This is a genomic window from Collinsella sp. SGI.095, from assembly GCF_050314535.1.
GTDB lineage: Bacteria > Actinomycetota > Coriobacteriia > Coriobacteriales > Coriobacteriaceae > Collinsella.
Window position 1 is genome coordinate 17,873 of the sequence record NZ_JBNPNG010000003.1, and the last position, 25,841, is coordinate 43,713.

The window sequence follows — 25,841 nt, forward strand, 5'->3', positions numbered from 1 at the left end:
TCATGGCATCAAATAACCTTCCCATGCGAGGATTCTATGACGGTAAGCGATATGACCGCGACAAACAAAACAAATGCGCCAGAACCCGGTTTCGACAAAACCGCCCAGCGTATCCTCAACCTTTTCTTTGTCCTCAACAGTTCCCCCGAGCCTCTAACAACCGAGCAGATCGTGCTGGATTCCGACCTAGGCTACGGATCGGGCAACGTCGACTCGGATAAGCGAAAGTTTCGCCGCGACCGCGACAAGCTGCTCGAGCGGGGCATTGTGATCAAGGAAGTTCGCGCCGCGGGTGCCCAGGAGACCGAGGAGAGCGCCTGGACAATCGACCGTGAGCATACGTTTGCCGCGGGCGGCTTGATCACCGCAGACGATGCCGACATTCTGCTAAACGCTATCGATCAGACCCTCACCACGGGCTCTTCGGCCTTTGCGACCCCACTCGCCGACATACGCTCCAAAATTGCCTATCTTACCGGTGAGACGAATACGGCCGAGCCCCCCGTTGTTCACTCGCCGACGGTCGATGCGGTATGGAGCGCGTTTGCCGACCGATGCGCGCTGCGTTTTTTGTATCAAAACGGACGGGGTGAGCAACGACAACGCACTGTTTGCGTCTACGGCATGTTCGAGCGCGAAGGAACAGCCTACTTTTGCGGCCTAGATGACGCCACCGGAGAAATCAGAACCTTTCGCTGCGATCGCATCGTTCGTGCGTGGCGTCCATCGCGGGCCTACGCCATTCCCGCAGACTTCAATCTCAACGATTACCTCTTCTTTGAATTCGATTTCTCCGATTGCCAACCCGTCACGGCAACTTTCTCGTTTGCTCCGCAGGCTCAATCCGACATGGTCCACGGCCTCACACGCGGGCGAGGCAGGCTCGAGCACGCCAAAGACGGCTGGACCTGGACCGTTAACGTTCGCGACCTGAATGCGGCGGCGTCATTTTGCATGGAACACAGCGTTGACGGTATGAGGCCCGTAGAGCCCAACGAACTCAAGCAGGCGTGGAACCGCCTCATCGAAAGGACAGTGAGCGCTCATGGCCGTGCGTAAGCTCACCAGCGAACAAAGGCTCTCGCGCTCCATCGACATTATGGAGGCACTCTATGCCGCCGGCGAGGCGGGCATGACGCGAGACGAAATCTGCAGTCGCTTCGATATCTCCGGAGCTTCGCTCGACGAGATCATCGGCATCATCTCGACGCTCGCAGACCGCGAATCGGGCGCGCGCATCATTTGCGAATGCCACGATGAACGTGTGGTTCTCATCGGCGATGCGGGCCGTGTGCTGCCGCTTCGCCTGAGTGCCGCCGAGGGCGCCGTACTCAATCATGAATTGGAGTCACTCGGAATCGAGGAGTGCGCGGCGGCGCGCATCCGGCGCGCACTCCTTCCGGCGGAACTCGGATACAACCAACGCGTTGACGATACCGTCGCCCGCGGATCTTATTGGCAGCAACTCTGCTGTGCAATTCAGGATGGCGTGCGATGCCTCGTCACCTACCGCTCCCTGGACGACCAGCATCCACGCAGGCGATTGATCGACCCCCTAAAGATTACGACCAACGGCGACCAAACGTACCTGATTGCCTGGGATGTCGAGGCAGACGGGCAGCGCTCCTACCGTATGGACAAGATCGAGGAGCTTCTGCTGACGGAAGACTCCGTCGTGCGTCACACGACCGAAACCACGTCCCTGCACGATTCCCTTGCACAGGCAAGCCAGAGCGTTAAGCTCCTGATGCCGCTCGATATGGCAGAACGCGTGAGGTGGGCAGGTATCAGGTCAATTAAAGCCGATGGGGAGGGTACGGCAAGCGTGACCGTTTCCTATAGCTCCGAAAACTGGCTGTTTAGCCAGATTATCGCAGCGGGCGGAGCCATCCGCATCGCAGACGACCCCGCCCTTTCAAAGCGTCTATGTGATGCCGCCGAGGCAATGGCCTTCCGTTCTTAGCGATGGCGTTCGTGCGCTTGGCGCCATAACTGAAGATAGTGGCCGATCTGCGCCGTTTCGATGCGCTGATACGAGCTGGTAGGCAGCGATGTCAGAAATTTCTTGCCGTAACCCTTCGTCACCAGACGCGGGTCGGCCAAAATCAACACGCCGCAATCGGTCGATGAACGAATCAGGCGACCGGCCGCCTGCTTGACCTCGAGAACCGCCTCGGGCAGCGAGTAGCGTACCCAGGCGCGGTCCTCGCGCAGATTGCGCTCGCACGAGAGAGGATCGGTGGGGCTCGAGAATGGCAGCTTGGGGATAATGACGCATCTCAGCGTCTCGCCGCCGGCATCGAAGCCCTCCCAAAATGCCTTGAGAGCAAAGAGCGACGAGGTCGACTCGTTGATAAAGCGATCGCGCAAGCGACGGGGAGACGAATTGCGCTGCTGGCAATTGAGTTCCAGGCCGGCACGCGCCAGCTTGGGCTCAACCCGAGCATACAGGTCTTCCATATCGCGGCGATTGGTGAACAGCGTGAGTACCGACCCGCCCATGGCAAGATGGGCATCGACCAGCATGCGCTCGAGCGCGGATAGATAGCCCTCGCGGTCGCGAGGGTCGGGAATGTCCCCCGCCACGACTACGGCCATGTTCGAATCGAAGTCATAGCTCGAATCCAGATGTAGTGACGAGGATGCCGAAGCGCCAATGCGATCGAGGCCTACGGCATGGTTAAAGTGCTCAAAGCTCTTGGACACCGTCATGGTTGCCGAGGCAAAGATGGCCGTATGCACCTCGGGCAGCCACTCGTTCGCCAGGGCCTCGCCGATGTCGATGCGCTCGGCGGTCATGGATTCTCCGCCCGCACGTAGGCGGCGGTTGACCTGCAGCGAGTACACATAATGCTCGTCGGTGCCGTCAATGATGAGCTTGAGGTTCTCGGCCAGCTCGTGCAGACGGCGCGAAATATCGCCCAGGTCGACGACGACCTCGGGTTTATCGGCAGCGACAGCCTGCACCAGCGCGGCGACATTTTTATCCGCCTGCTCCAGGGCATCGATAGTAGCGCTGGCAGACTGCAAGAAGTCATGCCAGTCATCCGACTCGCGCAACTCGGGGCCAATCCACAGATTTGCGCTGTCATAGCCACCGCGGGCGCGACGGCCGAGCTCACGCACGCCGTCAAACACCTCGGTGAGTGCCATGCTCGCGTGTGCGACCGTAGACGTCGCCTTCGCGGTGAGCCCCAGATAAAGCGTGGAGCCTTCGGATGTCGCCAAATCACGAGATACCTGGCTCAATGCACCGGAGCTCGACCCGCCAAGGCGCTCAAATAGCACGCGAGATTCGTCTGCCGAGACCACGCGCGCCCACTGGCGGCGCGCCTCGCGCTCGATGGAATGGGCCTCGTCGATTACCCAGTGGCGGATGGGAGGCAAAATTCTCCCTTCGGCCGCAACGTTGCGAAACAGCAGGGAATGATTTGTGACCACGACATCGGCATGCGCCGCGCGACGACGGGCACCGTGGACGAGGCATTTATCGGGAAAGAACGGACACAGGCGGCGAGCGCATTCGCGCGAGGCCGTCGTAAAGTCGGGACGGTTGACGCTGCGCCAGCGAATGCCGAGCGAATCGAGGTCACCATCGGCAGATTGGCACACATACGCCATGATCACCGCAACCGCTGTGAGCGTGTCGGCAGGATCGCGCTTGGTGGTAATCTCGGCCTGACTTCGGCTCATGCGCTCGAGTTTGCGCAGGCACGGATAGTGGTCATATCCCTTGAGCGCACAGAATGACAAGCCTCCGTCCAGCTGTTCGGCGAGTTTTGGCAGCTCGTGGTACATAAGCTGATCGGCAAGATTATTCGATTTGGTCGCAATGCCAACGGTAATGTTGTTTCGGCGGGCGGCCTCGGCAAAGGGCACAAGATACGCCATCGATTTACCGACGCCCGTACCGGCCTCTATCACGCGATGCGTATCCGTAACCAACGCGTCGCGCACCTCGAGCGCCATGGCAATCTGCTCGTCGCGCGGCTCATAAGTGGGATACATGCGATTGACTAGACCACCGGGGGCATAATCCGCCTCAATCTCTTCGCGGCTCGGCATGTTAAGAACCGGCAGCTCGTCGGCATCCACGCGATCATCGGCGCGATCGGCCTTGAGCACGTCGGCGCGGGCGGCGGCAAGCGAGAAAATCGAGCCGGGGTTTTGACCTGCCAAAAACGAGAAAATGGGACGATAGGACCAAGGAACATCCGCGTGCATATCCGCCAGACGCGCCATAAGGCCCTGCGGCAAGTCCGTAAGGGCAACCAGCAGCACGCGCCACACCCCACACAGGGCATCGACATCGGCATTTGCACGGTGCGACACGGAGTCGCAGCCAAACAGATCGGCCATAAAGGACAACTTGTGCGATGCCAGGCGCGGCAGCGCGATACGGGACAACGCCAGCGAATCGATCCAGATGTCGCTGACGTTGACACCGCCCTTGACCGATTCGATGAATGATCGGTCAAACGTGGCATTGTGCGCGATAACCGGGCACCCGCCCACAAAATCGGCGAGCGCAGCCACGGCCTCTACAGCCGAGGGGGCATCGGCCACATCGGCGTTTGTGATGCTTGTGAGCTCAGTGATTTCGGCAGGGATCAGCTGCTTGGGATGCACAAACGTGTCAAAGCGGTCAACGACCTCGCGGCCCGAAAGACGGGCCGCGGAAATCTCGATAAGCTCGTTGTCCTGGACCGAAAGACCCGTGGTCTCGGTATCGAGGACGATAACATCCTCCTCGATAAGGCCAAACGATTGTGTGCGGGCACGCTCGGCAAGCGTTGCATAGGAATCAATGACAAACTGCGGCGTTTCAGGAGATACAGCGTCCTCGATTAGCATGCAATGCCCGCTCGACGGAGACCCATGCGAATCAGACTGTCACAGACCTGCGGGAAGGTCATGTCTTTGGTATGACGAATCTCGTCCGGATACAGCGACGTATCGGTCATACCGGGAATCGTATTGGTCTCGAGGATGACGGGGCCGTCCTCGCTCACGATAAAATCGCTGCGCGAAATGCCCAGACAGCCGAGGGCTTTGTGGGCCGCACAGGCTAGTTCCTGGGCACGAGCATAGTTTTCGGGCGAAATCTGCGCCGGAATACGGTGGATATCCGTGGGATCGACGTACTTCACATCCAGGTCGTAGAACTCACAGTCCTCAGGCTTGCGAATCTCGACGATCGGCAGGGCGCGTACGTCATCCTCGCCGTAGACGCCTACGGTAATCTCGGTTCCCTCGATGCACTTTTCGACCAGCACCTTATCGCCGTACTCAAAGGCCTTGGCGATGGCGGCAGGCAGCTCAGAGGGCTCGTGTACCAGGGAGATGCCGTAGCTGGAGCCGTTGACGGCGGGCTTTACAAAGCAACGCTCGCCGCAAATCTCAACGATGCGATCGATATCAACCTCGTCGCCCGCCACAAGCGCCAAACCGGGGGCAATGGGGATGCCTGCCTTGGCATACAGAAGCTTTGAAACCTCTTTATCGGCGCCACACGCGCTGGCGAGCACACCCGACGCCGTATAGGGGATACCCAGCGTCTCCATGGCTCCCTGCATGGCGCCATCCTCGCCGCCGGCGCCGTGCATGGCGATAAACGCCACGTCAAAATCGCCAGTTGCCATAGTCACCATAAAATCATCGGCAGCCGTATCGAGCAGCTCCACCGAAGTGTAGCCAGCCTCCTTTAGGGCCACCACGACGTTCTTTCCCGAATTGAGCGAAATCTCGCGCTCGGCGGAATGGCCGCCCGCCAAGACCGCTACGTGCATGTTCTCTAGGCTTTTACCCGGCATGGGCAGACTCCTCCTCTATGATTTCTGCAGCTGATACCATATTGTAGCGATACCCCCTACGTTTCCCCAAAATCGAAAGGCTTCCATGAATCCCAGGACTAAATCTCAGGACATTCGCGACTTGAGCCAAAACGATATTCGCGAGCTCGTGGCCGAACTCGGCCAGCCCGCTTTCCGCGCGAAGCAGCTCATTGAATGGGTTTTTGAGAAGAACGTTTGTTCGTTTGACGATATGACCAACCTTCCCAAGACTTTCCGCGAGCAGTTAAAGGAGGCATTTGCCTTCGACACGCCGACCGAGCTCACCAAGCAGGTGTCCAAGGACGGCTCTCGTAAATACCTACTCGAGTACCACGATGGCATTTCTGTCGAGACCGTCGGCATGCCCCGTCGCAACAAGCTCTCTGTCTGCGTATCCACCCAAGCCGGCTGCGGAATGGGCTGTGCTTTTTGCGCTACCGGTCTCAACGGCCTCAGGCGCTCGCTGACCGCCCAGGAAATCGTCGACCAGGTACTTCACGTTTCCAATGATTTTGGCGAGCGCGCGACAAGCGTAGTGTTCATGGGCCAGGGCGAGCCTTTTGCCAACTACGATGAGGTTCTTAAGGCGCTGCGCATCCTTAATGATCCCGACGGTATCGGCATTGGAGCGCGCCATCTCACCGTGTCTACCAGCGGTGTTATTCCTGGCATCCGTAAGTTTGCCGACGTTCCCGAGCAGTTCACCCTAGCTGTCTCGCTGCACTCCGCTATCCAGTCCACACGCAATAAGCTCATGCCCGGTGTCAAGAAATACACACTCCTGCGCCTTCACGAGGCACTGCAGCTCTACACCGAGAAGACCGGCCGCCGTCCGACGTACGAATATGCCATGATCGAGGGCGTCAACGACACCAACCCCGAAATGCAGGCGCTCTGCGACTTCTGCGAGGGCACGCTGTGCCACGTCAACCTGATTCAGCTCAACGATATTGAGGGCAGTCCGCTCAAGCCGTCACCGATCCATAAGGTAGAAGACCTTCAACGCCGTCTTGAGTCCCGTGGTATCGAGACCACGATCCGCAATTCTCGTGGCAACGATATCGATGCGGCTTGTGGCCAACTCAAGCAGCGTTTCAAAGTACAGAAGAACGCGTAGGGGAGACCAGCCTAAACGTTTCATGTGAAACATCAGAAAGCCCCGGTTGCTTAATTGCAACCGGGGCTGTTTCATATTCATCGATTATCTGCATCATACGATTGTCCAGCATTATTAAGGACGATATTAGGGATCCCTGTACTGGTGATCAGACAAGGAACCCTTCAGAATGGATGAGTCATTGTTAGGTACCTAAAAGCCTACATTTTCCCATTGATGATTAACCCAATCTTGGTTGATCTTGGGATTCTTAGTCATCTGAGCCGTACGCATGGCAACGTCCTCGGTCATAACATCCATTTTCTTTTTTGAGGTATCAACGATATCCTGCGCTCCGCGAAGTAAACGACCACGCAATTCATCATCTGTCGCAATCTTATAACCGGCAAAAGCGCCAACTGCAACAGTAGCAGCCAAAGCGACAACAGTCAGAACTTTATTCCTCATCCTGACCTCCTTGATCACACTGAATGATTTCGCCCAGAATGCGAGAGAGTTCCTCTTCATCCTTAAATTCAATCTCGATCTTGTTCTTGCCGCGCGAGCTCTTTACGCGAACGTTCGTGTTAAACACCTGACGCAGAACGCGTGCCGCCTTCTTAAAAGACTGAGGCGTTGCGGTTCGAGGCGTTTTTGGTGTCTCTCCGGCAGAAAACAACGGAGCAAGATTTTCTGTCGCGCGGACGGACAATCCCTCCGCAACAACCTTCTCAGCTAACTTAATGCGTGCATCTTCGTATGGAACTGCAAGAATTGCACGAGCATGGCCAGCAGTTAGCTTACCTTCAAAGATCATCTGCTGAACAACCTCTGGAAGATCAAGTAGGCGCAGCGAATTGGTGATTGCAGAGCGAGACTTGCTAACAGCCTTCGACAAGGCCTCTTGAGTCATACCACTCGCATCGATGAGCTGTCGATATCCCTTAGCCTCTTCGACGGGATTGAGATCAGAGCGTTGCAGATTTTCAATCAATGCAAGCGCAAGCATCTGTTTATCATCAACATCTTTTATGATGACAGGAACTTCCTCAAGTCCAGCGAGCTTAGAAGCCTGATAACGGCGCTCACCCGCGATAATCTCATAGCCATTACCGTACTTGCGTACAAGAAGCGGCTGAAGAACGCCATGCTCCTGAATCGACTCACTCAACTCTCGAAGCTCGGTCTCATTAAAATGAATTCGGGGTTGGTTGGGGTTCGGAAGGATATCTTCGATTGGAAGTTTAGTTTCCGAAGCAGTATTGGATGCGGACGTCGCAGATCCACCGGTCTCATATTCTGCTTCGGAGACCAATGCATTGAGTCCGCGACCCAAACCGCCACGTTTCCTAGGACTAGGCACGCTTGATCACCTCTTTTGCAAGGTTCATATACGCCTTTGCACCCTTATTTTGCGGCGCATATGTAATTACCGGCTCACCGAACGACGGTGCTTCTGATATTTTAACCGTACGCGGAATCAAGGTCTTAAATGCCTTATCCCCAAAGTACGACTGCACTTCTTCGACAACCTGATTTGAGAGCGATGTTCGCGAATCATACATCGTCATAAGCACGCCATAGGTATCAAGGTTCTTATTTAGGCGTGTTTTGACCATCTTCATCGACTCAAGCAGCTTGGTGACACCTTCGAGTGCGTAATACTCACACTGAATCGGAATCAGAACACTGTCCGCCGCCGTCAACGCATTAATGGTCAACAAGCCAAGTGAAGGCGGACAGTCGATAAATATAAAGTCAAACTCATCCTTAACAGGCTCAAGCAGATCCTTCAAGCGTGTTTCTCGTGCAATTGCGCTTACAAGCTCAATTTCGGCACCTGCAAGCTGGATAGTAGCCGGAATTACAAATACCTTACTGCAATTTGTATCAAGAACAAGCGATTCTGCCGGAACATCGTTCAACAACGCATCATAGATGCAGTTATCGAGTTCTTCTTTTTCGATTCCAAAGCCGCTCGTGCTATTACCCTGTGGATCAAAATCGACAATCAGCGTCTTTCGACCCTGTTCACCCAGTGCTGCTGCAAGGTTTACAGCTGTGGTGGACTTACCCACACCACCCTTTTGATTGATGATTGCAATGATACGCGTGTCTTTTGCGCTCTTTGAACGCTTAACGTCGCGAAATCCCACGGTCCCTCCTGGTGTATTTTAAGCTGTTAAACGGAGGATGTTTCACGTGAAACATTCCGATTCATCATCTGTTATGTTTCACGTGAAACATAACAAGTAATTACTATCCATTATGTTTCACGTGAAACATCTAGGCAAGCGGATTCTTCTTCGCCATGCCATTAGCACGTGGAAGCGAAATATCTGCCGGACGAGATTTTTTTAGAATGATAAACTCGCGATGACCCAAGCAATTTGGCAAATCTAAATCATCTGTCAAAAGTGTGGTGAACCCGCATATGCTAGCGGCAGTTAGACCAGACTGAAGTTCGATGTCTGACGGGTTTCCCTTAGTAATAACAAAGAGACCACTATCTATTAGAAATGGTGAAGCGTACTCGACGAGAACTGGTAACGGTGCAAGTGCACGAGCAGTAACAACAGCAAACTGTTTCTTATGGCCTCGGGCATATTCTTCAAGACGATCATGAACCGCGTGAGCATGCTTGAGACTGAGAGCCTCAACAAATGAGTTAACGGCATCAACCTTCTTGCCAACCGAATCGATATAGGTAGCCTTACGTCCGCTAGCAATTGTCAAAGGGATACCAGGAAACCCAGCACCAGTACCCATGTCTAACAAAGCGCCTTCTGGAGCAATGTCTATATAGGGAAGCAACACTAGCGAATCTAGAATATGAAGAACAGCCGCATCTTCGATATTTAGGATGCGCGTAAGATTGGTGGTCTTATTAGCCTCCAAAACAAGATCAAGATGCTCAATACAGGAGCGTAGGGCATCATGGGAGACCTTCAAAGAATACTCTTCGCAATACGAAATTAGACGACTAAGCATCTGGCTTGTCTGCTCATCGGTTAGTACAAACAAGACAAACTCCTATCTGACAAAAATCAGTGTATCAAGAACTTTTGACAAAAAAAGGGACGTGGAAACCACGCCCCCTTAAGATAAGCTCGTTTAGGTTATCGAGCAACAATCACAACATGACGATCGGGGTCAGAACCCTCAGAATGCGTGTCGACGGCATCGTTGCCGCGAAGAGCAATATGAACCAGACGGCGCTCGTAGGCATTCATGGGAGGAAGCGAAACGCTTTTGTGAGTGCGCACTGCCCGCTCGGCAGCAGACTGAGCCATAGAGGCAACCTTGTCCTGGCGGCGGCTCTTATATCCCTCGACGTCGACGACGACCGGATACCTAAAGCCTAGCTTGCGGCTCACCAACAGCGAGAACATAACCTGAAGGGCATCAAGGGTGCGTCCATGACGACCAATAAGGACGGCAAGGTCGGGAGCCGTTACATCAAGAATCAGTTCGCCCTCGTCGCCCTCATACTCATCGATAGGAGAGTTGGCGGCGTCGAAATGCGAAAGGATGGAACGAAGAATAGAAATCGCAACATCGGCAATGGTGTCGAGCTCTTCATCCGTAAGCTCTTCACCAGCCTTGTAGCGCTGTGCAATCTCGAGATAATCGCCCGCGGCCTGCGGGGCAACCTCCTCAAGCATATCCTCGACGATCTCTTCAGACATAACGTACTCCAAAAGTTAGGTACCTAAATAAGATTACTATACCGCTACTTTTTCTTGTGCGGGCGCGGCTTCTTCTCGCGACGCGTGACCTCAACCTGCAGCGGGGCGTTCTTAAGACGCTCCTCCTCTTCGGCCTTAGCCTTCTCGATAACCTTCTGCGTCACAAAGATCTGCTGGATGACCTGCCAGGCAGAAGACACGTCGTAGTACAAAAGAACACCAACGGGCAGGCTCCAACCCATCCAGAGCATCATGACGGTCATGACGACGGCCATCATGCGCATGCTCTGGGCCTGCTGACCAGTCTGATTGCGCGACATGTACAGCTGCGGAATCAGGGTCAGGACAGCAAACAGAATCAGGCAAACCAGCGCAGGCAGTGCGACCATAAAGCCATCGGCAAAAGAGGCACTCGGCGTGGTAGTCAGATCGGGCAGAATGTTGAAGAACGAGAAGGTGCCCTCGTTAAAGTAATGCGGCAGGTTGCGCAGAAGCGTAAACAGGGCGATGAGGATAGGCATCTGAATCAGAAGCGGCAGGCAGCCGGACAGCGGATTGAACTTGTTCTCGCTGTAGAACTTCTGCATCTCCTCGGCCTGACGCTGCGGATCGTCGGCGTAGCGCTCCTGGATCTCGAGCATCTTGGGCTGCAGCACCTGCATACGGGCCGTCGACTTGGTCGACTTGAGCATGAGCGGCGTCAGCAGCAGACGGACGATGACCACCAGGATAATGATGGACAGGCCCCAGTCGACCGCAAAGGTCTGGATGAGCTTGAGCAGCTCGAAAAGGATGTTAACGATCCAATCCCACATGTAATTTTTCCTCCGATAGCGAGTGCCCGCTAGGGCACAGGGTCATAACCGCCGACGTGCAGGGGATTGCAGCGAGCGATGCGCCTCACGGCAAGCCAGCAGCCTCTACAAACACCGTATTTCTCGATAGCCTGGACGGCGTAATGAGAACACGTTGGATAATAAATGCAGGCGTCAGGCAATAAGGGCGAAATAACCTGTTGATATATGCGAATAGGAGCGATGGCAACACGTCGCAAAACGTGATTGCTCATCGCTCCTCCCCGGCAACGCCGGCGCGTATCACAAGCGAACGCAATGCCTCGTTCATTTCCTCCGGCGACGAGATCCTCGTCTTGGGGGTCGCGAACAAGATGATGTCATAACCCGCAACGGGAAATCCGCAGCTGCGGGCGGCCTCGCGCATCACGCGCTTAGAACGGTTGCGCACAACTGCGCAACCGAGTCGTTTAGCACCAACGAAGGCGACCCTTCCAGAGTCGCCTTCGCCAACCGATTCACATATGGTCATTCGAATCAGAGGATGATTGAAACGACGCCCCTGACTGAACACATGCTCGAAATCTTGCCGAGACTTAATAGTCTTCATGCGAGATGTGTGTATCGCTGCTAGACAGTGAGACGCTTGCGGCCCTTGGCGCGGCGACGGGCGAGCACGGCACGACCACCCTTGGTGGCCATACGGGCACGGAAGCCATGGGTCTTGGCACGCTTACGCTTATTAGGCTGATACGTACGCTTCATCTTAAGTTCCTCCTGCTGCATTTCGAGTGTCCGCGAGGGCGCGGACGCAGATATAGACACGTGAGCTTGAAGATTGTAGGGAAATCAATGTTCAAATGTCAAGAAATCAAAGGTAAAAGGTTGCGCAGTTCACACGGTTCCGCCATAAGCCGGATGAGTTTTTGAGTATGACTTCAACTTTTCACGATATTTCACCGAGTTTTCGACAGGTCATGTTGGCAATGTTGAGAACTTTTCGCCCATTTTCCAAAGTTTTCAACATGTTTTGAAAACTTGTCGAAAGATGAGAAACATTGCGCGGTGAGCTACTATTTATCCGAAACCTTTTGAAAGATTGCGAGCGGCATGTCTGACGACTTTTACACCATGGTCGATTCCGGTGACCCGGCACCCGACAACGAGCACATCAACGGCGTACGCGAAGAGCGCAAAGAGGGCGAGCAGACATCGAAACAGACACCGAAAACCATGTATGCGGCGCGCATCGCCGTCTATGACGACATGCTTTCGACCCCGCGCGTGGTCGTCATCGAACCGCAAGACATCCGCACGTATCTGGAAGAGACGACTAACGCCGTCTACCAGTGCATGAAAGAGCAAGGCGGACACATCTCGCTCATGGTTATCCGCGAGATTGTCGAAAACTTTATCCACGCCCACTTTGCCGAGCCCATTATCTCGATCCTGGACGGCGGGGAAACTATCCGCTTTGCCGACCAAGGTCCGGGCATCGACGACAAAGAGCGCGCCTTCGACTTTGGCGTCACCAGCGCAAACAGCAAGATGAAGCGGTATATACGCGGCACCGGGGCAGGTTTTCCCATGGTGCAGGAATACCTGGAAAACGCCGGCGGGGCAGTCTCCATCGAAGATAACATGGGCAACGGCACCGTCGTCACGGTGAGCCTCGACCCCAAGCGCGTGCAGGAAATTGAGCGCGCGGGAGGGCGCGGGGCAGCCGTGCGCCCCGAGGCCCAGGGGTCGGAATACCCACTGCCGGGAGCATTTCCACAGCAAGCAATGATGACTCCGCAGCAAACCATGGCCGCGTCCCCACTACAACAGCCCATGGTTTCGCGGCAGATGCATCAACCCGGCATGCCGCCCATGCAGGACCCCCAGCCCGCGGGACAGGCGACAACTCAAGGCTCGGCAGAGTCCATGGTCCCGACCGATTCGGATGCAGCCGCGATGCAGCAGGTGACGGGCATGCAAGGAGCTCGGCAGATGGGCTTCCAACCGTACCCGCAGGCATATCCGGGACAATATATGCCGCAGCAGGGATACTCCCAGCAATATATGCAGCAGTATCCCCAGGGCTATCAGCAGCCGTATCAGCAGATGCCGCAGCCGTACCATCCCTGGGCCCAGCAGATGCCGCCGCAGCCATACCAACAGTGGCCGCAAAGTTTTCAACAGCCGATGCCAACCATGCAGAGTTCTCAACAACCAGCAGCTCAAATGATGTATCCTAATGCGGCGAATCAATACGCACAGCCGCAACCGGACGTATTTGTGAGCGAGCGCGGCAACGCGGCGCTGGGATATCTGGCTCAAAACCAAGAGTGCGGCGCCACCGACCTGGCGCGAGCATTTGGAAACTCCGCACCCACGTGGTCACGCACACTCAATGACTTGGCGCAGGCCGGCTTGGTAATCAAACACGGTCAGAAATACCATCTGACCGAACTCGGCAGCGCTCGCGTGCGTACCCAAAGTTAAGGAACGGGAGAGACAGTGGACGAGGAAGCAAGCATCATCCTGGAGGATGCCATCGCCTTTTGCCAGCGCGACGGCCAAGATGCACGCCTCATCAACATGTTGGGGCAATCGCGTGCCGTGAGCCTGACCGAGGACACCTTGACCATCGAGGCACCGTCGCGCTTTGCCATTGCGCAGCTCAAAAAGCACCAGCCGACTATCGAGCACTACCTAGAAGAGATTGCCTTTGCGCCGATCGCGCTCAGCATCGTGGCCCCGCAGGGTCCCACGACAGGCGCCACAGGGGCGGCACCCGTCACTCCTCCTTTGACGACCGTCGCCCCCGTGGCGGCTCCGGAGACCAATGCGGGCGATGTTTCCCGTGAAACCATGCCCCACGCAACAGCCGTGCCGGTAGCAACCGCGCCCAGCGTTTCACACATGCCCGTCGCGCACGACGCGGCGCCGGGCGAAGAACCGGGCGTCGCGATTAAAAACACGCTGTCGGCCGACGATTTCCGCCGCATGATGAATCAGATGAAGGGCGTGGCACCCGCCAGGAGCGCAAAACCAGTCTCGACATCGCCTGTGAGCGTGCCTGCGGCTGCGGCGCCGGACGAGCAGAACGCCGATGGCGCGCCCCTCGTGGCCAACTCAAAATTCACCTTCGAAAACTTTGTCTACGGCCCCGAAAACAGCCACGCCTATCGTTCGGCGCTTAAGTTCGCCGCGCTCGCAGACGAACGCGGTACTTGCACGTCCCTGTTCATCTATGGCAAATCGGGCTTAGGCAAGACCCACCTGCTGCTCGCTATCAAAAACGAGCTCGCCGAGAAGTCGCCCGAGATCAAAGTGAAATACGCCAACTCACAGGCATACATCGATGATCTGATGACAGAATTCGACCGCCAAAAGAAGAGTAACGCCCCCATCATGCAGGCATACCACGGCGTGGACGTGCTCATCATCGATGACATCCAAAACATCATCGGCAAGCGCGCGAGCGTGGACTACTTTTTCCAGCTCATGGACGAGTTTATCCGCAACAACAAGAAGGTCGTGATTGCCGCAGACCGTGCGCCCAAGGACCTGAACATGGACGAGCGTCTGACCAGCCGCTTTAACGCTGGCATGCTCTGCTTGGTAGCAGAGCCCAGCTACGAGATGAAGTACAAGATTCTGCAGCGCTATTACGAGAACACGATCGCGGCGGCGCCCGAGGCGGGCGACGACTCGCTGCTGGCGGCCTACGGTGGCGACAGCGGACATCTGACCGACGAGCACTTTAAACATATGGCGGAGGTATCGGGCACCAACATCCGTGAGCTCGAGAGCTTCTGCGAGCGCTGCGCCGGGGAGGCGGGCGACCGCGAGCGCGAGGGTAGCGAGCTGAGCTTCGACGACATCGATGCCATCGCCAGCCAGTACTTCGACACGTCGGCCAAAAAGATCAGCGTGCAGACAGTTCAGTCTGTTATCGAGGAACAGTACGGCGTGACGCATGAGGAGCTCATTGGTCCGCGCCGCAATGCCAATATCGCCAAGGCGCGCCATATCGCCATTTACCTAGCGATCGAGATGTGCGAGATGACAACCACCGCCGTGGGTGCGGAGTTTGGCAACCGCAACCACTCGACCGTCAGCACGAGCTACAAAAAAGTCCAGAAGATGATCCAGGAAGACCGGACCGTGACCGAGGACCTCAAATCGCTACGAGACAAAATTACACTGCGCTCGTAGGGAAATAGGCACGCCTGTTGAAAACTTGTCGAAACCGCGGGCATAAGGTGTCTAAAACCCAGCCCGCTCCGATGAAAAGTTTTGCGCAGGTTTTGAACGTGGAAAACGACCCCTGTTGCACACAGGGAACTGTCGATTCTCTTTTTGGGTTTGACCTGCATGTTTGGGAGTAATCAACAGTTTCGTCAGTACTATTACTATTATTAAGATATTTATATCTATAGAAAGGTATTAAAAGATGAAGTTCACCGTCAGCCAGAGCTCGCTTACGCAAGCAATCGGCGTCGTCATGAAGGGTGTCGCTTCGGCATCCACCCTCCCTATTCTGTCGGGCGTGCTCATCAAGGCACAAGACGGCATCTTGGAATTCCAGACCTCTAACTACACTATCTCGATTCGTCACCGCATCGTGGCACATGTGGAAGAGGAAGGTGAGATGGTAATCCCCTGCAAGATGCTCTCCAACATCACCAAGACCCTTCCCGATGCCCCAGTTACCTTTGAGCTTTCGGAGCGCCAGGTGCTGATCGGTTGCGAGAAGAGTTCCTTCCGCCTGAATACGCTCGATGCCAACGATTTCCCCGAGTTCCCGGCCTATGCCATCGAGAGCGCCGTTGAGCTCCCGACCGACATTCTGTCCGAGATGGTCAGCCGCGTGTGGCGCGTCACCTCGACCGACAAGGCCCGCCCCATCCTGGGCGGTGTGCATATGAGAGTCGAAAACAACACCGTGCGCCTGGTGGCGACCGACTCCTTCCGTCTGGCCGTGTGCGATACGCAGGTGGAGACCTCGACGCTCGAGGGCTCCTTTGAGCTCAACGTGCCGGCCGATGCCTTCAACGACGCCCTGAGCATCATGGCGAGCCAGGCGACCATTATGATCGGTGCCACCGACACCCAGGTCGTCTTTGAAGCCGGCAACACCACCTACGTGTCGCGCCGCATAGAGGGTGTGTATCCCAACTACAAGCAGCTCATCCCCGATTCGTGCGTAACGAGCGTCAAGATCGACGTGGCGGCTTTTAATGCCGCCCTCAAGCGCGTGGCGGTCATCGCGAGCGCCAACCCCGCCGTCAAGTTTGAGATCGATGTCGAGAACGGCCAGATGGGCCTGTCCTCCATCTCCAATGACCAGGATCTGGCGCAGGAGACGATCGATGTCGAGGCCGAGGGCGAGTCGGGCACCATTGCCTTTAACTACCACTACATCTTTGGCTGTCTCAACGCCCTGTCCAAGGAGAAGGAGATCACGCTGGAGCTTAAGAGCTACTCGCAGGCCGGCATCTTTAAGTCCTACGACAAGATCAACTATCTGTACCTGGTCATGCCGGTGCGCATCTAGCGGCACCCTATGGCCATGTTCGCCCGCGACCTTTCCGTCGCGCGCTACCGCAGCTTCGATAGCTATCGCCTGGAACTGAGCGATGGCGTGACGGTGCTCGCGGGGCCCAACGCGGCGGGAAAGACCAACCTCATAGAGGCGCTGCAGCTGCTAACGAGCGGCGCCTCGTTTAGGCATTCCACTGCCGTCGAGCTTGTGCACGACGGCACGGGTTTGTGCAAGGCCGAGCTTAGGCTCGAGGGCGATGGCCGCGTGCTGGACATGGGCCTGTGCGTGGAGGACGGTAAGCGTTCGTTTAGCCGCAACGGCAAGCGATGCGCCGCCTCTGGCGTGCGCGGCGTGCTGCCGAGTGTTTTGTTCTGCCCCGATCATCTGGATATGGTTAAGCGTGGTGCCAGCGTGCGTCGCGCCGCGCTCGACGACTTTGGCGTGCAGCTGAGCGCTCGCTATGCCGATCTGGCAAGCGCCTACGGCCGCTGCGTGACGCAGCGCAACGCCCTGCTCAAAGAGACATGGTGCTGTCGCGAGATGCTCGGTGCGTGGAATGAGTCGATTGCCCGCGCCGGATCGGCCCTGCTGGTGCACCGCTTGGCCCTGCTCGATCGCTTGGACGCCCACGTGCGCAATGCCTACGGGCTGGTTGCGTCCGGGGAGGAGGCCGATGTGGCCTATGCGTCCACGTTGGGAGAGCTGCCCCAGACCGATGACCGCGAGGAGCTGAGGGGCTGGGCATACGAGCACATGCTCGCGGCGCTCGACGAGCGCGCCGACGAGGAAATCCGCCGCGGCGTGACACTCGTGGGTCCGCACCGCGACGAGATTGAGTTTTCGGTCGCCGGCCGCTCGGCCCGCTCGTTTGCCAGTCAGGGCCAGCAACGTACGTTGGTCCTGGCTTGGAAGGTGGCCGAGGTGGCCGTAGCCCGCGATATTCTGGGTACCGCCCCGCTGCTGCTTTTGGATGACGTGATGAGCGAGCTCGACGGCGATCGCCGCGCCGCTTTTTTGCAGCTGATCGGCGACGACATCCAGACAGTCATAACCACCACCAATTTGGGATACTTTACCGATGAGTTGCTTGATCGAGCCAAGGTGGTGAGCATGGGTGAGGCGTGCTAATTACGAGCGTGCGAACGGCACGGCTGCCTTCAGTGACTTTTTGGGTGCCGAGCGCCAGCGCATCTTGGCGTCGGCTACGCCCGAGCGTCGTGCGCAAATGGAGGCCGCCGAGGAATCGCGTGCGGTCTACCGTGCTTGGAACGCGGTGTGCTCGGGCACGCGCGAGGGCCGGCATGTGACGGGGCTGCGTTATCTTCCCGAGTCCAACGAGCTGCTGGTGTATCTCGATTCGCCCTCGTGGACACAGGAGATGACACTTTTGCGCGAGATAATCCGCGCGCGCATGGAGCGTGCCGGCGCGCATGTGGATGGCCTGGTATTTAAGACGACCCGCCCCGGCCACACACCGCCCGCGGCAAAGGAGCGCCTGCGTCCGGTCGCGCCCGCGCGCCCGCCCGCGCCGCATGCCGATCTGAATGAAGCCGAGCGCGCCGAGATCGAGCGCCAGGTGTCGCCCATCGAAGACCAAAAACTGCGTGAGGCCCTCCAGAACGCCATGCGGGCCAGTGCCGAGTGGGCCAAGGGCGTGCAAAGCAAAAAAGAGTCTTAAATCGCATCTGGTGGCCTTGTATAGGCAAATACCCTCGTCCCCGAGGGTATTTTTTACGATAAAATAGTAAGGCTATACAGATTTTCTTAATCGAAGGAGGACGTGTGGCAAACGAAAACGATTACGATGGCGGCGAAATTAAGATCCTCGAGGGTCTCGAAGCCGTCCGTAAGCGCCCGGGCATGTATATCGGCTCGACGAGCGCCAGCGGTCTGCACCACCTGGTGTGGGAGATCGTTGACAACTCCGTCGACGAGGCCATGGCCGGTTTCTGCACCGAGATTCAGGTGACGGTCCACGCCGACAACTCCATTACGGTCGTCGATAACGGGCGCGGCATCCCCGTCGACGAGCACCCTGTCAAAAAGATTCCGACGCTCGAGGTCGTCATGACGATCCTTCACGCCGGCGGTAAGTTCGATAACTCGGCCTATAAGGTTTCCGGCGGCCTGCACGGCGTGGGCATCTCCGTTGTCAACGCCCTGTCCAAGCGCGTGGTCGTGCAGGTGCGCCGCGACGGCAATATCTACGAGATGGAATTCTCGCGCGGCAAGACCGTCAAGAAGATGGAGGTCGTGGGCACCTCGGATTCGACGGGCACTACCGTCTCCTTCTGGCCCGACGACGAGATCTTCGAGACCTGCGTCTACGATTTCGATACACTGCACAATCGTCTGCAAGAGACGGCGTTTCTCAATAAGAACCTCAAGATCGTGCTGACTGACGAGCGTGAGGCGGCTCCCCGCGTGGAGGAGTTTTGCTACGAGGGCGGCATCATCGACTTCGTCAAGTTCCTCAACGACGGCAAGGACGTCCCCGAGGCCTTTAAGGAGCCCATCTACATTGAGGGTAAATCGGACCCGGATGCGCCCGTGGCCAAGATGGGCGAGGTCGAGGTGTCCCTGCAGTGGAACGCCGGTTATGGCGAGAACGTCATGTCGTTTGCCAACGACATCTACACCCCCGAGGGCGGCATGCACCTTGAGGGCTTCCGCACCGCCCTCACCCGCGTGATTAACGATTACGCCCGCAAGCAGAACCTGCTTAAGGAGAAAGAGGCCAACCTGAGCGGTGACGACGTGCGCGAGGGTCTCTCGGCCGTCATCTCGGTCAAGCTGCCCGATCCGCAGTTTGAGGGCCAGACCAAGGCCAAGCTCGGTAGTTCCTACATGCGCGCGCTTACGCTCAAGATTGTGACCGACGGTCTTGCCGACTACCTTGAGGAGCACCCCAAGCCCGCCCGCGAGATCGTCAAGAAGGCGCAGCAGGCCTGCAAGGCCCGCAACGCCGCCCGCAAGGCGCGCGAGGCGACCCGTCGCAAGAGCCTGCTCGAGACGGCGTCGCTGCCCGGCAAACTCGCCGACTGCTCGGTGCGCGATGCCGAGCTGACCGAGCTCTTCATCGTAGAGGGAGACTCGGCAGGCGGTTCGGCCAAGGACGGCCGTCGCCGAGACATCCAGGCGATTCTGCCCCTGCGCGGCAAGATTCTGAACGTCGAGCGCGTGGGTGACCATCGTGCGTTCTCGAGCGACACCATCCAGTCGCTGATCACCGCGATCGGTTGCGGCGTCACGACGAGCGCCGGCGACGGCGGCGACTTCGATATCACCAAGGCGCGCTACCACAAGATCATCATCATGACCGATGCAGATGTCGACGGTGCGCATATCCGCATCCTGCTGCTGACGTTCTTCTACAAGTACATGCGTCCGTTGATCGATGCCGGCTATGTCTATGTTGCCTGCCCGCCCATCTTTGGCATTAAGGTGCGCAACAAGATCCACTACGTGTATCCCAACGGCCGACAGCCCGAAGACGAGATTCTGCGCGACACCATTCAGAGCCTGGGCCTGAACCCCGACGACAACGACGAGGACGGCAAGGCCAAGGATGGCAAGATCACCAAGAAGCGCAAGGGCTATACCGTCCAGCGCTACAAGGGCCTGGGTGAGATGGACCCCAAGCAGCTTGCCTCGACGACGATGGACCCCAAGACCCGCATTTTGCAGCGCGTGACGATCGAGGATGCCGTGGTGGCGGACCGTGCCGTACGCGAGCTCATGGGTTCCGAGGTGGGCTATCGCCGCGAGTACATTGAAAAACACGCGCATGATGCACGCTTCTTAGATGCCTAACCTGTTCGGCTTTCCCAGCCACCGCACCTTCGCCCTCAATCGTCGGTTGCGTACCCAAGTACGCTTCCCTCCTCTTTCGGGCGAATCTGCGGCACCTGGAAAAGCCGTCTCCGTGGTAGGGAACTAATGGACCACGCAAACCATGAGGAGGTAACGTGGCAGACGATATCAACAACAACGAGGGTATGGACGAGGCCGGCGACGCCGGTATGCCCGATGATCTGAAGCGCCTGCTCGCCCGCGCCGAGCAGGGCGAGGACGGCGATCCGGATTCCTACAACCCCGATGTCGAGGATGAAGAGGAAGAGGATGACGACGCCGAGCTCGAGGAGAGCTTTGGCGCGGTCGATCGCGGCGCCTCGGCCGGCGAGGACATCAACGGCGGCCAGCTCCAGATTTCGGAGTTTGGCCGCGAGATGAAGCAGTCGTTTATCGAGTACTCGATGTCGGTCATTACGGCACGCGCCCTGCCGGACGTGCGCGACGGCTTAAAGCCGGTGCACCGCCGCATCCTGTACGCCATGAACGAGAGCGGCATCTACCCCAACCGCCCGCACAAGAAGTCGGCCTGGACGGTCGGCGAAGTTATCGGTAAGTACCACCCCCACGGCGACTCCGCGGTCTATGAGACCATGGTTCGTCTGGCGCAGTGGTTCTCCATGCGCACGCCGCTTATCGACGGCCACGGCAACTTTGGCAACATCGACGGCGACGGTGCCGCAGCTATGCGTTACACCGAGAGCCGTCTGGCAAAGCCCGCCATGGAGCTGCTCCGCGACCTGCAGAAGGATACCGTCGACTGGCAGCCCAACTACGACGAGTCGCTCGCCGAGCCCGTGGTGCTGCCCGCACGCTTCCCCAACCTGCTGGTTAACGGCAGCCAAGGCATCGCTGTAGGCATGGCCACCAATATCGCCCCGCATAACCTCACCGAGGCGATCGAGGCCACCTGTTACCTGATCGACAACCCCGACGCCACCGTCGACGAGCTCATGCAGATTATGCCCGGCCCGGACTTTCCCACCGGTGCCATCATCATGGGTAGCGCCGGCATTAGGCAGAGCTACGAGACCGGCCGCGGTTCCATCACCGTGCGTGCCAAGGCCCATGTGGAGTCCACCAAGACCGGCCGCAGCCGCCTGGTCTTTACCGAGATTCCCTACATGGTCAACAAGGGCACCCTGCAGGAGAAGATCGCCCAGCTCGTAAACGACAAGCGCATCGAGGGCATCTCGGATATGCGCGACGAGTCCAACCAAAAGGGCATCCGTCTGGTCATTGAGCTCAAGAAGGGCGTTATCCCGCAGGTCGTACTTAACAACCTGTATAAGTACACCTCGCTGCAGACCACCTTTGGTGCCAACAATCTGGCGCTCGTCAATGGCGTTCCCAAATGCCTGAGCCTGCGCGAGATGCTGCAGCACTACATCGACCACCAGGTTGACGTAGTCACCCGCCGCACCCACTTTGACCTTAAAAAGGCCAAGGCCCGTGCACATATCCTTGAGGGCTACCTTATGGCCCTCGACCATATCGACGAGGTCATTAGCATCATCCGCTCCTCGCAGACCGATTCCGAGGCCAGCAGCCGCCTGATCGAGCGTTTTGGCTTTACGCCCGAGCAGACCACGGCCATCCTCGAGATGAAGCTGCGTCGCCTGACCGGCCTGGAGCGCGACAAGATCCAGGAAGAGCTGGACGGTCTGCGCCGTGCTATCGCCTACTACGAGGACCTGCTGACGCACGAGGAGAAGATTCTGGGCGTCATCAAGGAAGAGATGCGAGAGATCTCCAAGAAGTTTGGCGACAAGCGCCGTACCGAGATCAGCCAGGTCGAGAAGGATCTGGACGTCGAGGACCTCATCGCCGACGAGGACATGGTCGTGACCATCACCCACACCGGCTATGTGAAGCGTATCCCGGTGGCCGCTTACCGCGCCCAGAAGCGCGGCGGCAAGGGCGTGTCGGGCGTCAACCTTAAAGAGGACGACGTTATCGACGAGATGTTTATCGCGTCCACCCACGAGTATGTGCTGTTCTTCTCGAGCAAGGGCAAGGTCTACCGTCTGAAGGTGCACGAGCTGCCGGTTGGTACGCGCCAGGCGCGCGGCACCGCAATCGTCAACCTGCTTCCCTTTGAGGAAGGCGAGAAGATCGCGAGCGTCATTAGCTGTCGTGAGTTCCCCGCCGATGAGTACCTGATGTTTGCCACCAAGAACGGCATGGTCAAGAAGACCGTGATGAGCGCCTATGATCGCAGCCGCCGCGATGGCCTAATCGCCATCAACCTGAGGGACGACGACGCGCTGCTCGCCGTGCGCCGCGTGCGCGAGGGCGACAAGATCATCATGGCCACCACTGCGGGCAAGGCGATCATGTTCCCCGAGGACCAGGTTCGCGCTACCGGCCGCGACACCAGCGGTGTCCGCGGCATTGGCATGAAGGACGGCGTGAGTGTCTTGGGCATGGAGGTCACCAACGGCGAGGGCGACCTGTTTGTCATTACCGAGTGCGGCTACGGCAAGCGCACGCCGGTCTCGGATTATCCGGAGCAAAACCGCGGCGGCCAGGGTGTCTACACCATCCAAATGACCGAGCGCAAGGGCAACCTTGCGGCCATGAAGGCGGTCGGCCCGCAGCACGAGCTGTTTATCGTGACGGAGGGCGCGACAGTCATTCGCGTCAAGACCGACGAGATCAGCCAGACCGGTCGAACCACGCAGGGTGTCAAGATGATGACCGTAAGCGATGACGACCGCGTGTGCGCCGTTGCCCGCATGACGGCCGCCGAAGAGAAGCCCGAGGGCGAAAGTGCCGAGACCGCAGACGTCACCGAAGAGGCCCCAGTCGACCCAGGCGACGGCAACGACATACCAGAGGATCTCCTAGACGAGTAAGAGGCCCTAGCTGGTAAAAATCATCAGACCCCATATATCGGCGGTCGGCGCACTGCGCACCGACCGCTTTTTTGACAATCTTTGAACCCCACGTCGGCCCCGGCTGCCCGGCGGCATGCGAAGTCGATCGCGAGTTCCGCACGAGTCGGAGAGCACTTAATGCGCTCTCCGTGCGAGCAGGACTGTCCGAGCAGGCGACTTCGCATGCCGCCGGGCAGCCGGGGCCGACACCCTCCAAAGATTTTCAAAAAAGTTGTTGACGCGCGCGTAACGACTCGTCTAATATATCCCTTGCGCGATGGACCTGTAGCTCAGTTGGTTAGAGCGTCCGGCTGATAACCGGGAGGTCACAAGTTCGAATCTTGTCAGGTCCACCACTTTCTTTCGCAATAAACACCCCAGCGAGAGCCGAGTCGCCGCTGGGGTGTTTATTACTGTCTCCGTGGGGGTTTAGCTCAGCTGGGAGAGCGCGGGCTTTGCAAGCCTGAGGTCAGGGGTTCGATCCCCCTAACCTCCACCATGATGGACCTGTAGCTCAGTTGGTTAGAGCGTCCGGCTGATAACCGGGAGGTCACAAGTTCGAATCTTGTCAGGTCCACCATCTAAAACGTAAAGAGCCCTGGGGTATTGCCTCGGGGCTTTTTTCTAATCCAACAAAAGTAGTCAAAATAGCCCCGTCCCAAATTAACTACTTTGATTTTGTGTGCGGTGCGAAAGTTTGGGTAGTATAGCTATTCAATGCGGCGGAGCTGCCGCGCATGCCAATCACAACGTACCGGAGGTGTTCCATGGTTCGTGTCGACATAGAGACCATCGTCATGGCCGCCGGTCCCGTGCCATCGCTGATCGTCTTGCGCGAGCGTTGCCGTAAGTCGGATTCGTCCGCGCCGCTGCGCTCTCTTTCCATCCAGACCGGTTCCTACGAGGCAGCGTCCATCAGCCGCGGTATCGATACCGGCCGCACCGATCGCCCTATCACCCACGATCTTTTGCTCGATACCATCGAAGTGGTGGGAGCAAAGATCGAGCGTATCGAGATCGTGCGCGCCGAGCCGCCGGTGTTCTACGCGACGGTCGTCATGCACACCGATAGGGGCGAGCGTATGCTTGACGCGCGACCGAGCGACGCTATCGCCCTTGCCGTGCGCAGCAATGCCCCCATGTTTGTGGAGGACGACATCATGAATCGCTTGGGCACCGTCTCTCCGCTTGCCGACGAGGTTGACGACGAGAGTGAGTTCGAGAAGTTTGACGAGTTTGTCCACACACTCTCGCCCGATGATTTCTAAATGTCGGTTGAGCACGATGCACGGCGAGCGCTGATGGGCACCAGTGTGTCGACCGAAGCAGCCGCTATCGCGCGTGAGGCCCATATGCGCGCCGAGGCATTTGAGGCCGCGCGCATTGCGTATGTGACGCAGGCTCGCACCCTTCGCGAGCGCCGTGACTCCTATATCAAGATGGTTGTTGTCTCCGCGCTTGCCGCGGTAATCTTGTCGCGGCTTCGTGGTACAGTTGGTGCGCTTGGGTTTTCGATTTCGACGGGCCTGGTGATCTGGGGCGTGGTCGATGCGGTAATGCTGACCAACCAGATCAAGGTGCTCGACAAGCGCGCGGCGGATATGGTTCGCGCCCGTGACGCTGCCGCCAGAATCGCGGCCGAGGCACAGGAGTTATAACGACACCGAATGCGATGGGAAGGTCAAAAGATGGCACAGGATATGCAGGACGCCGGTAACGTCTCCGCCGAGCTCGACGCCATGGTGTGCGATCTGATCGGTGCGTTTTTGGACGACCTTGCCGCCGGTGAAAACCCGGGCGTTGTCGTGGCGATCGAGGATGCCGCCTCCAACCGCTATCTTGCGGCTCTCGACGAGGACGGTGAGGAGGCATGCCTGGAGGCTGCCACTAACTTTATCTCCGAGCACAAGATGGGTCTCAAGGACGAAGGCCTGGGCCGCATCGCCCGCTATGCCATCGGCTACACCGGCTGTGTGGAGATCGAGGGAGGATATCACGACGCTTTGCTCGTTAGCTTCTTCGAGACCACGCTCGAGAGCGGTTTTTCGGCATATGTGCTGTACGAGGGCATGGGCGCCGGCGATGGTTTTATGTGGAGCGACCCTGAACCTGCAGGTGAGGAAACCCCTCTCATCTAGAATCGCTAAAATAAACGAGTTTT

General features: G+C 57.6%; 24 protein-coding genes and 3 tRNA genes. 16 read left to right on the top strand and 11 right to left on the bottom strand.

The window, feature by feature from the left end; translation table 11 throughout:
• Positions 1 to 36: 36 nt before the first annotated feature.
• Both ACQRCA_RS01660 and ACQRCA_RS01665 read left to right on the top strand, forming a co-directional pair.
• A complete protein-coding gene (locus tag ACQRCA_RS01660) occupies positions 37 to 1,059 on the top strand; it encodes a helix-turn-helix transcriptional regulator (protein WP_427717884.1) in 1,023 nt (340 codons plus the stop codon).
• Positions 1,046 to 1,963 (top strand): helix-turn-helix transcriptional regulator, encoded by a 918-nt coding sequence (locus ACQRCA_RS01665; protein WP_427717887.1) that lies wholly within the window; start codon positions 1,046 to 1,048, stop codon positions 1,961 to 1,963. Before ACQRCA_RS01660 ends, ACQRCA_RS01665 begins: the two co-directional genes overlap by 14 nt.
• Here the strand turns inward: ACQRCA_RS01665 and ACQRCA_RS01670 are convergent.
• Together ACQRCA_RS01670 and ACQRCA_RS01675 are read right to left on the bottom strand one after the other, a co-directional pair.
• Positions 1,960 to 4,854, bottom strand: a complete 2,895-nt coding sequence (locus tag ACQRCA_RS01670) for a helicase C-terminal domain-containing protein (protein WP_427717889.1) — start codon at positions 4,852 to 4,854, stop codon at positions 1,960 to 1,962. The genes ACQRCA_RS01665 and ACQRCA_RS01670 overlap by 4 nt on opposite strands.
• Positions 4,848 to 5,813: a D-alanine--D-alanine ligase family protein gene (locus ACQRCA_RS01675; RefSeq protein ID WP_427717891.1), complete on the bottom strand. Its 966-nt coding sequence runs from the start codon at positions 5,811 to 5,813 to the stop codon at positions 4,848 to 4,850. Before ACQRCA_RS01675 ends, ACQRCA_RS01670 begins: the two co-directional genes overlap by 7 nt.
• A gap of 85 nt (positions 5,814 to 5,898) precedes the next feature.
• Between ACQRCA_RS01675 and rlmN the strand changes: the two genes are divergently transcribed.
• The gene (rlmN, locus tag ACQRCA_RS01680; protein WP_427717894.1) at positions 5,899 to 6,951 is read left to right on the top strand and encodes a 23S rRNA (adenine(2503)-C(2))-methyltransferase RlmN; all 1,053 of its coding nucleotides are present in this window, start codon (positions 5,899 to 5,901) and stop codon (positions 6,949 to 6,951) included.
• 192 nt (positions 6,952 to 7,143) lie between these two features.
• On the opposite strand, the gene ACQRCA_RS01685 is transcribed toward rlmN, so the two are convergent.
• The 9 genes from ACQRCA_RS01685 to rpmH all read right to left on the bottom strand — a co-directional run bounded on the left by ACQRCA_RS01685 (position 7,144) and on the right by rpmH (position 12,178).
• The gene (locus tag ACQRCA_RS01685) at positions 7,144 to 7,398 is read right to left on the bottom strand and encodes a hypothetical protein (protein WP_427717896.1); all 255 of its coding nucleotides are present in this window, start codon (positions 7,396 to 7,398) and stop codon (positions 7,144 to 7,146) included.
• Positions 7,388 to 8,266 (bottom strand): ParB/RepB/Spo0J family partition protein, encoded by an 879-nt coding sequence (locus tag ACQRCA_RS01690; protein WP_427717898.1) that lies wholly within the window; start codon positions 8,264 to 8,266, stop codon positions 7,388 to 7,390. The genes ACQRCA_RS01685 and ACQRCA_RS01690 overlap by 11 nt, the downstream gene beginning before the upstream one ends.
• A 19-nt stretch (positions 8,267 to 8,285) precedes the next feature.
• Positions 8,286 to 9,086: a ParA family protein gene (locus ACQRCA_RS01695; RefSeq protein ID WP_427717901.1), complete on the bottom strand. Its 801-nt coding sequence runs from the start codon at positions 9,084 to 9,086 to the stop codon at positions 8,286 to 8,288.
• Positions 9,087 to 9,216: 130 nt separating this feature from the next.
• Entirely contained in the window at positions 9,217 to 9,954 is a 738-nt protein-coding gene (gene rsmG, locus ACQRCA_RS01700) for a 16S rRNA (guanine(527)-N(7))-methyltransferase RsmG (RefSeq protein ID WP_427717903.1), read from the bottom strand.
• 95 nt (positions 9,955 to 10,049) lie between these two features.
• Positions 10,050 to 10,619 (bottom strand): protein jag, encoded by a 570-nt coding sequence (locus ACQRCA_RS01705; protein ID WP_154516793.1) that lies wholly within the window; start codon positions 10,617 to 10,619, stop codon positions 10,050 to 10,052.
• 44 nt (positions 10,620 to 10,663) lie between these two features.
• Positions 10,664 to 11,434 carry a YidC/Oxa1 family membrane protein insertase gene (locus ACQRCA_RS01710; RefSeq protein WP_427717906.1) on the bottom strand — a complete coding sequence of 257 codons (771 nt, stop codon included), beginning with the start codon at positions 11,432 to 11,434 and terminating at the stop codon, positions 10,664 to 10,666.
• 29 nt (positions 11,435 to 11,463) lie between these two features.
• Positions 11,464 to 11,688 carry a membrane protein insertion efficiency factor YidD gene (gene yidD / locus ACQRCA_RS01715; RefSeq protein WP_154516787.1) on the bottom strand — a complete coding sequence of 75 codons (225 nt, stop codon included), beginning with the start codon at positions 11,686 to 11,688 and terminating at the stop codon, positions 11,464 to 11,466.
• Positions 11,685 to 12,023, bottom strand: a complete 339-nt coding sequence (rnpA, locus tag ACQRCA_RS01720; RefSeq protein ID WP_154516785.1) for a ribonuclease P protein component — start codon at positions 12,021 to 12,023, stop codon at positions 11,685 to 11,687. The genes yidD and rnpA overlap by 4 nt, the downstream gene beginning before the upstream one ends.
• Positions 12,024 to 12,043: 20 nt before the next feature.
• Positions 12,044 to 12,178, bottom strand: a complete 135-nt coding sequence (rpmH, locus tag ACQRCA_RS01725; protein ID WP_019127408.1) for a 50S ribosomal protein L34 — start codon at positions 12,176 to 12,178, stop codon at positions 12,044 to 12,046.
• Positions 12,179 to 12,544: 366 nt separating this feature from the next.
• On the opposite strand from rpmH, the gene ACQRCA_RS01730 reads away from it, so the two are divergent.
• The 13 genes from ACQRCA_RS01730 to ACQRCA_RS01790 all read left to right on the top strand — a co-directional run bounded on the left by ACQRCA_RS01730 (position 12,545) and on the right by ACQRCA_RS01790 (position 25,818).
• Positions 12,545 to 13,900: an ATP-binding protein gene (locus tag ACQRCA_RS01730; RefSeq protein WP_427717911.1), complete on the top strand. Its 1,356-nt coding sequence runs from the start codon at positions 12,545 to 12,547 to the stop codon at positions 13,898 to 13,900.
• 15 nt (positions 13,901 to 13,915) lie between these two features.
• A complete protein-coding gene (locus ACQRCA_RS01735; RefSeq protein WP_427717914.1) occupies positions 13,916 to 15,619 on the top strand; it encodes a DnaA ATPase domain-containing protein in 1,704 nt (567 codons plus the stop codon).
• Positions 15,620 to 15,857: 238 nt separating this feature from the next.
• Positions 15,858 to 16,961 carry a DNA polymerase III subunit beta gene (gene dnaN / locus ACQRCA_RS01740; RefSeq protein ID WP_427717916.1) on the top strand — a complete coding sequence of 368 codons (1,104 nt, stop codon included), beginning with the start codon at positions 15,858 to 15,860 and terminating at the stop codon, positions 16,959 to 16,961.
• A gap of 9 nt (positions 16,962 to 16,970) precedes the next feature.
• Positions 16,971 to 18,077 (top strand): DNA replication/repair protein RecF, encoded by a 1,107-nt coding sequence (gene recF, locus ACQRCA_RS01745; protein WP_427717918.1) that lies wholly within the window; start codon positions 16,971 to 16,973, stop codon positions 18,075 to 18,077.
• The gene (locus tag ACQRCA_RS01750) at positions 18,064 to 18,627 is read left to right on the top strand and encodes a DciA family protein (protein WP_427717921.1); all 564 of its coding nucleotides are present in this window, start codon (positions 18,064 to 18,066) and stop codon (positions 18,625 to 18,627) included. The genes recF and ACQRCA_RS01750 overlap by 14 nt, the downstream gene beginning before the upstream one ends.
• Positions 18,628 to 18,731: 104 nt before the next feature.
• A complete protein-coding gene (gyrB, locus tag ACQRCA_RS01755) occupies positions 18,732 to 20,762 on the top strand; it encodes a DNA topoisomerase (ATP-hydrolyzing) subunit B (protein WP_427717924.1) in 2,031 nt (676 codons plus the stop codon).
• 185 nt (positions 20,763 to 20,947) lie between these two features.
• Positions 20,948 to 23,659 (top strand): DNA gyrase subunit A, encoded by a 2,712-nt coding sequence (gyrA, locus tag ACQRCA_RS01760; protein WP_427718152.1) that lies wholly within the window; start codon positions 20,948 to 20,950, stop codon positions 23,657 to 23,659.
• 300 nt (positions 23,660 to 23,959) lie between these two features.
• A tRNA-Ile gene (locus ACQRCA_RS01765) sits at positions 23,960 to 24,036 on the top strand.
• Positions 24,037 to 24,103: 67 nt separating this feature from the next.
• Positions 24,104 to 24,179: transfer RNA gene (locus ACQRCA_RS01770), tRNA-Ala, on the top strand.
• Between the two features lie 4 nt (positions 24,180 to 24,183).
• A tRNA-Ile gene (locus tag ACQRCA_RS01775) sits at positions 24,184 to 24,260 on the top strand.
• A gap of 187 nt (positions 24,261 to 24,447) precedes the next feature.
• Positions 24,448 to 24,948 (top strand): bifunctional nuclease family protein, encoded by a 501-nt coding sequence (locus ACQRCA_RS01780; RefSeq protein WP_427717926.1) that lies wholly within the window; start codon positions 24,448 to 24,450, stop codon positions 24,946 to 24,948.
• Positions 24,949 to 25,338 (top strand): hypothetical protein, encoded by a 390-nt coding sequence (locus ACQRCA_RS01785; RefSeq protein WP_427717929.1) that lies wholly within the window; start codon positions 24,949 to 24,951, stop codon positions 25,336 to 25,338.
• 30 nt (positions 25,339 to 25,368) lie between these two features.
• Positions 25,369 to 25,818, top strand: coding sequence for a hypothetical protein (locus ACQRCA_RS01790; RefSeq protein ID WP_154516767.1), 450 nt, complete (start codon positions 25,369 to 25,371; stop codon positions 25,816 to 25,818).
• Positions 25,819 to 25,841 lie beyond the last annotated feature (23 nt).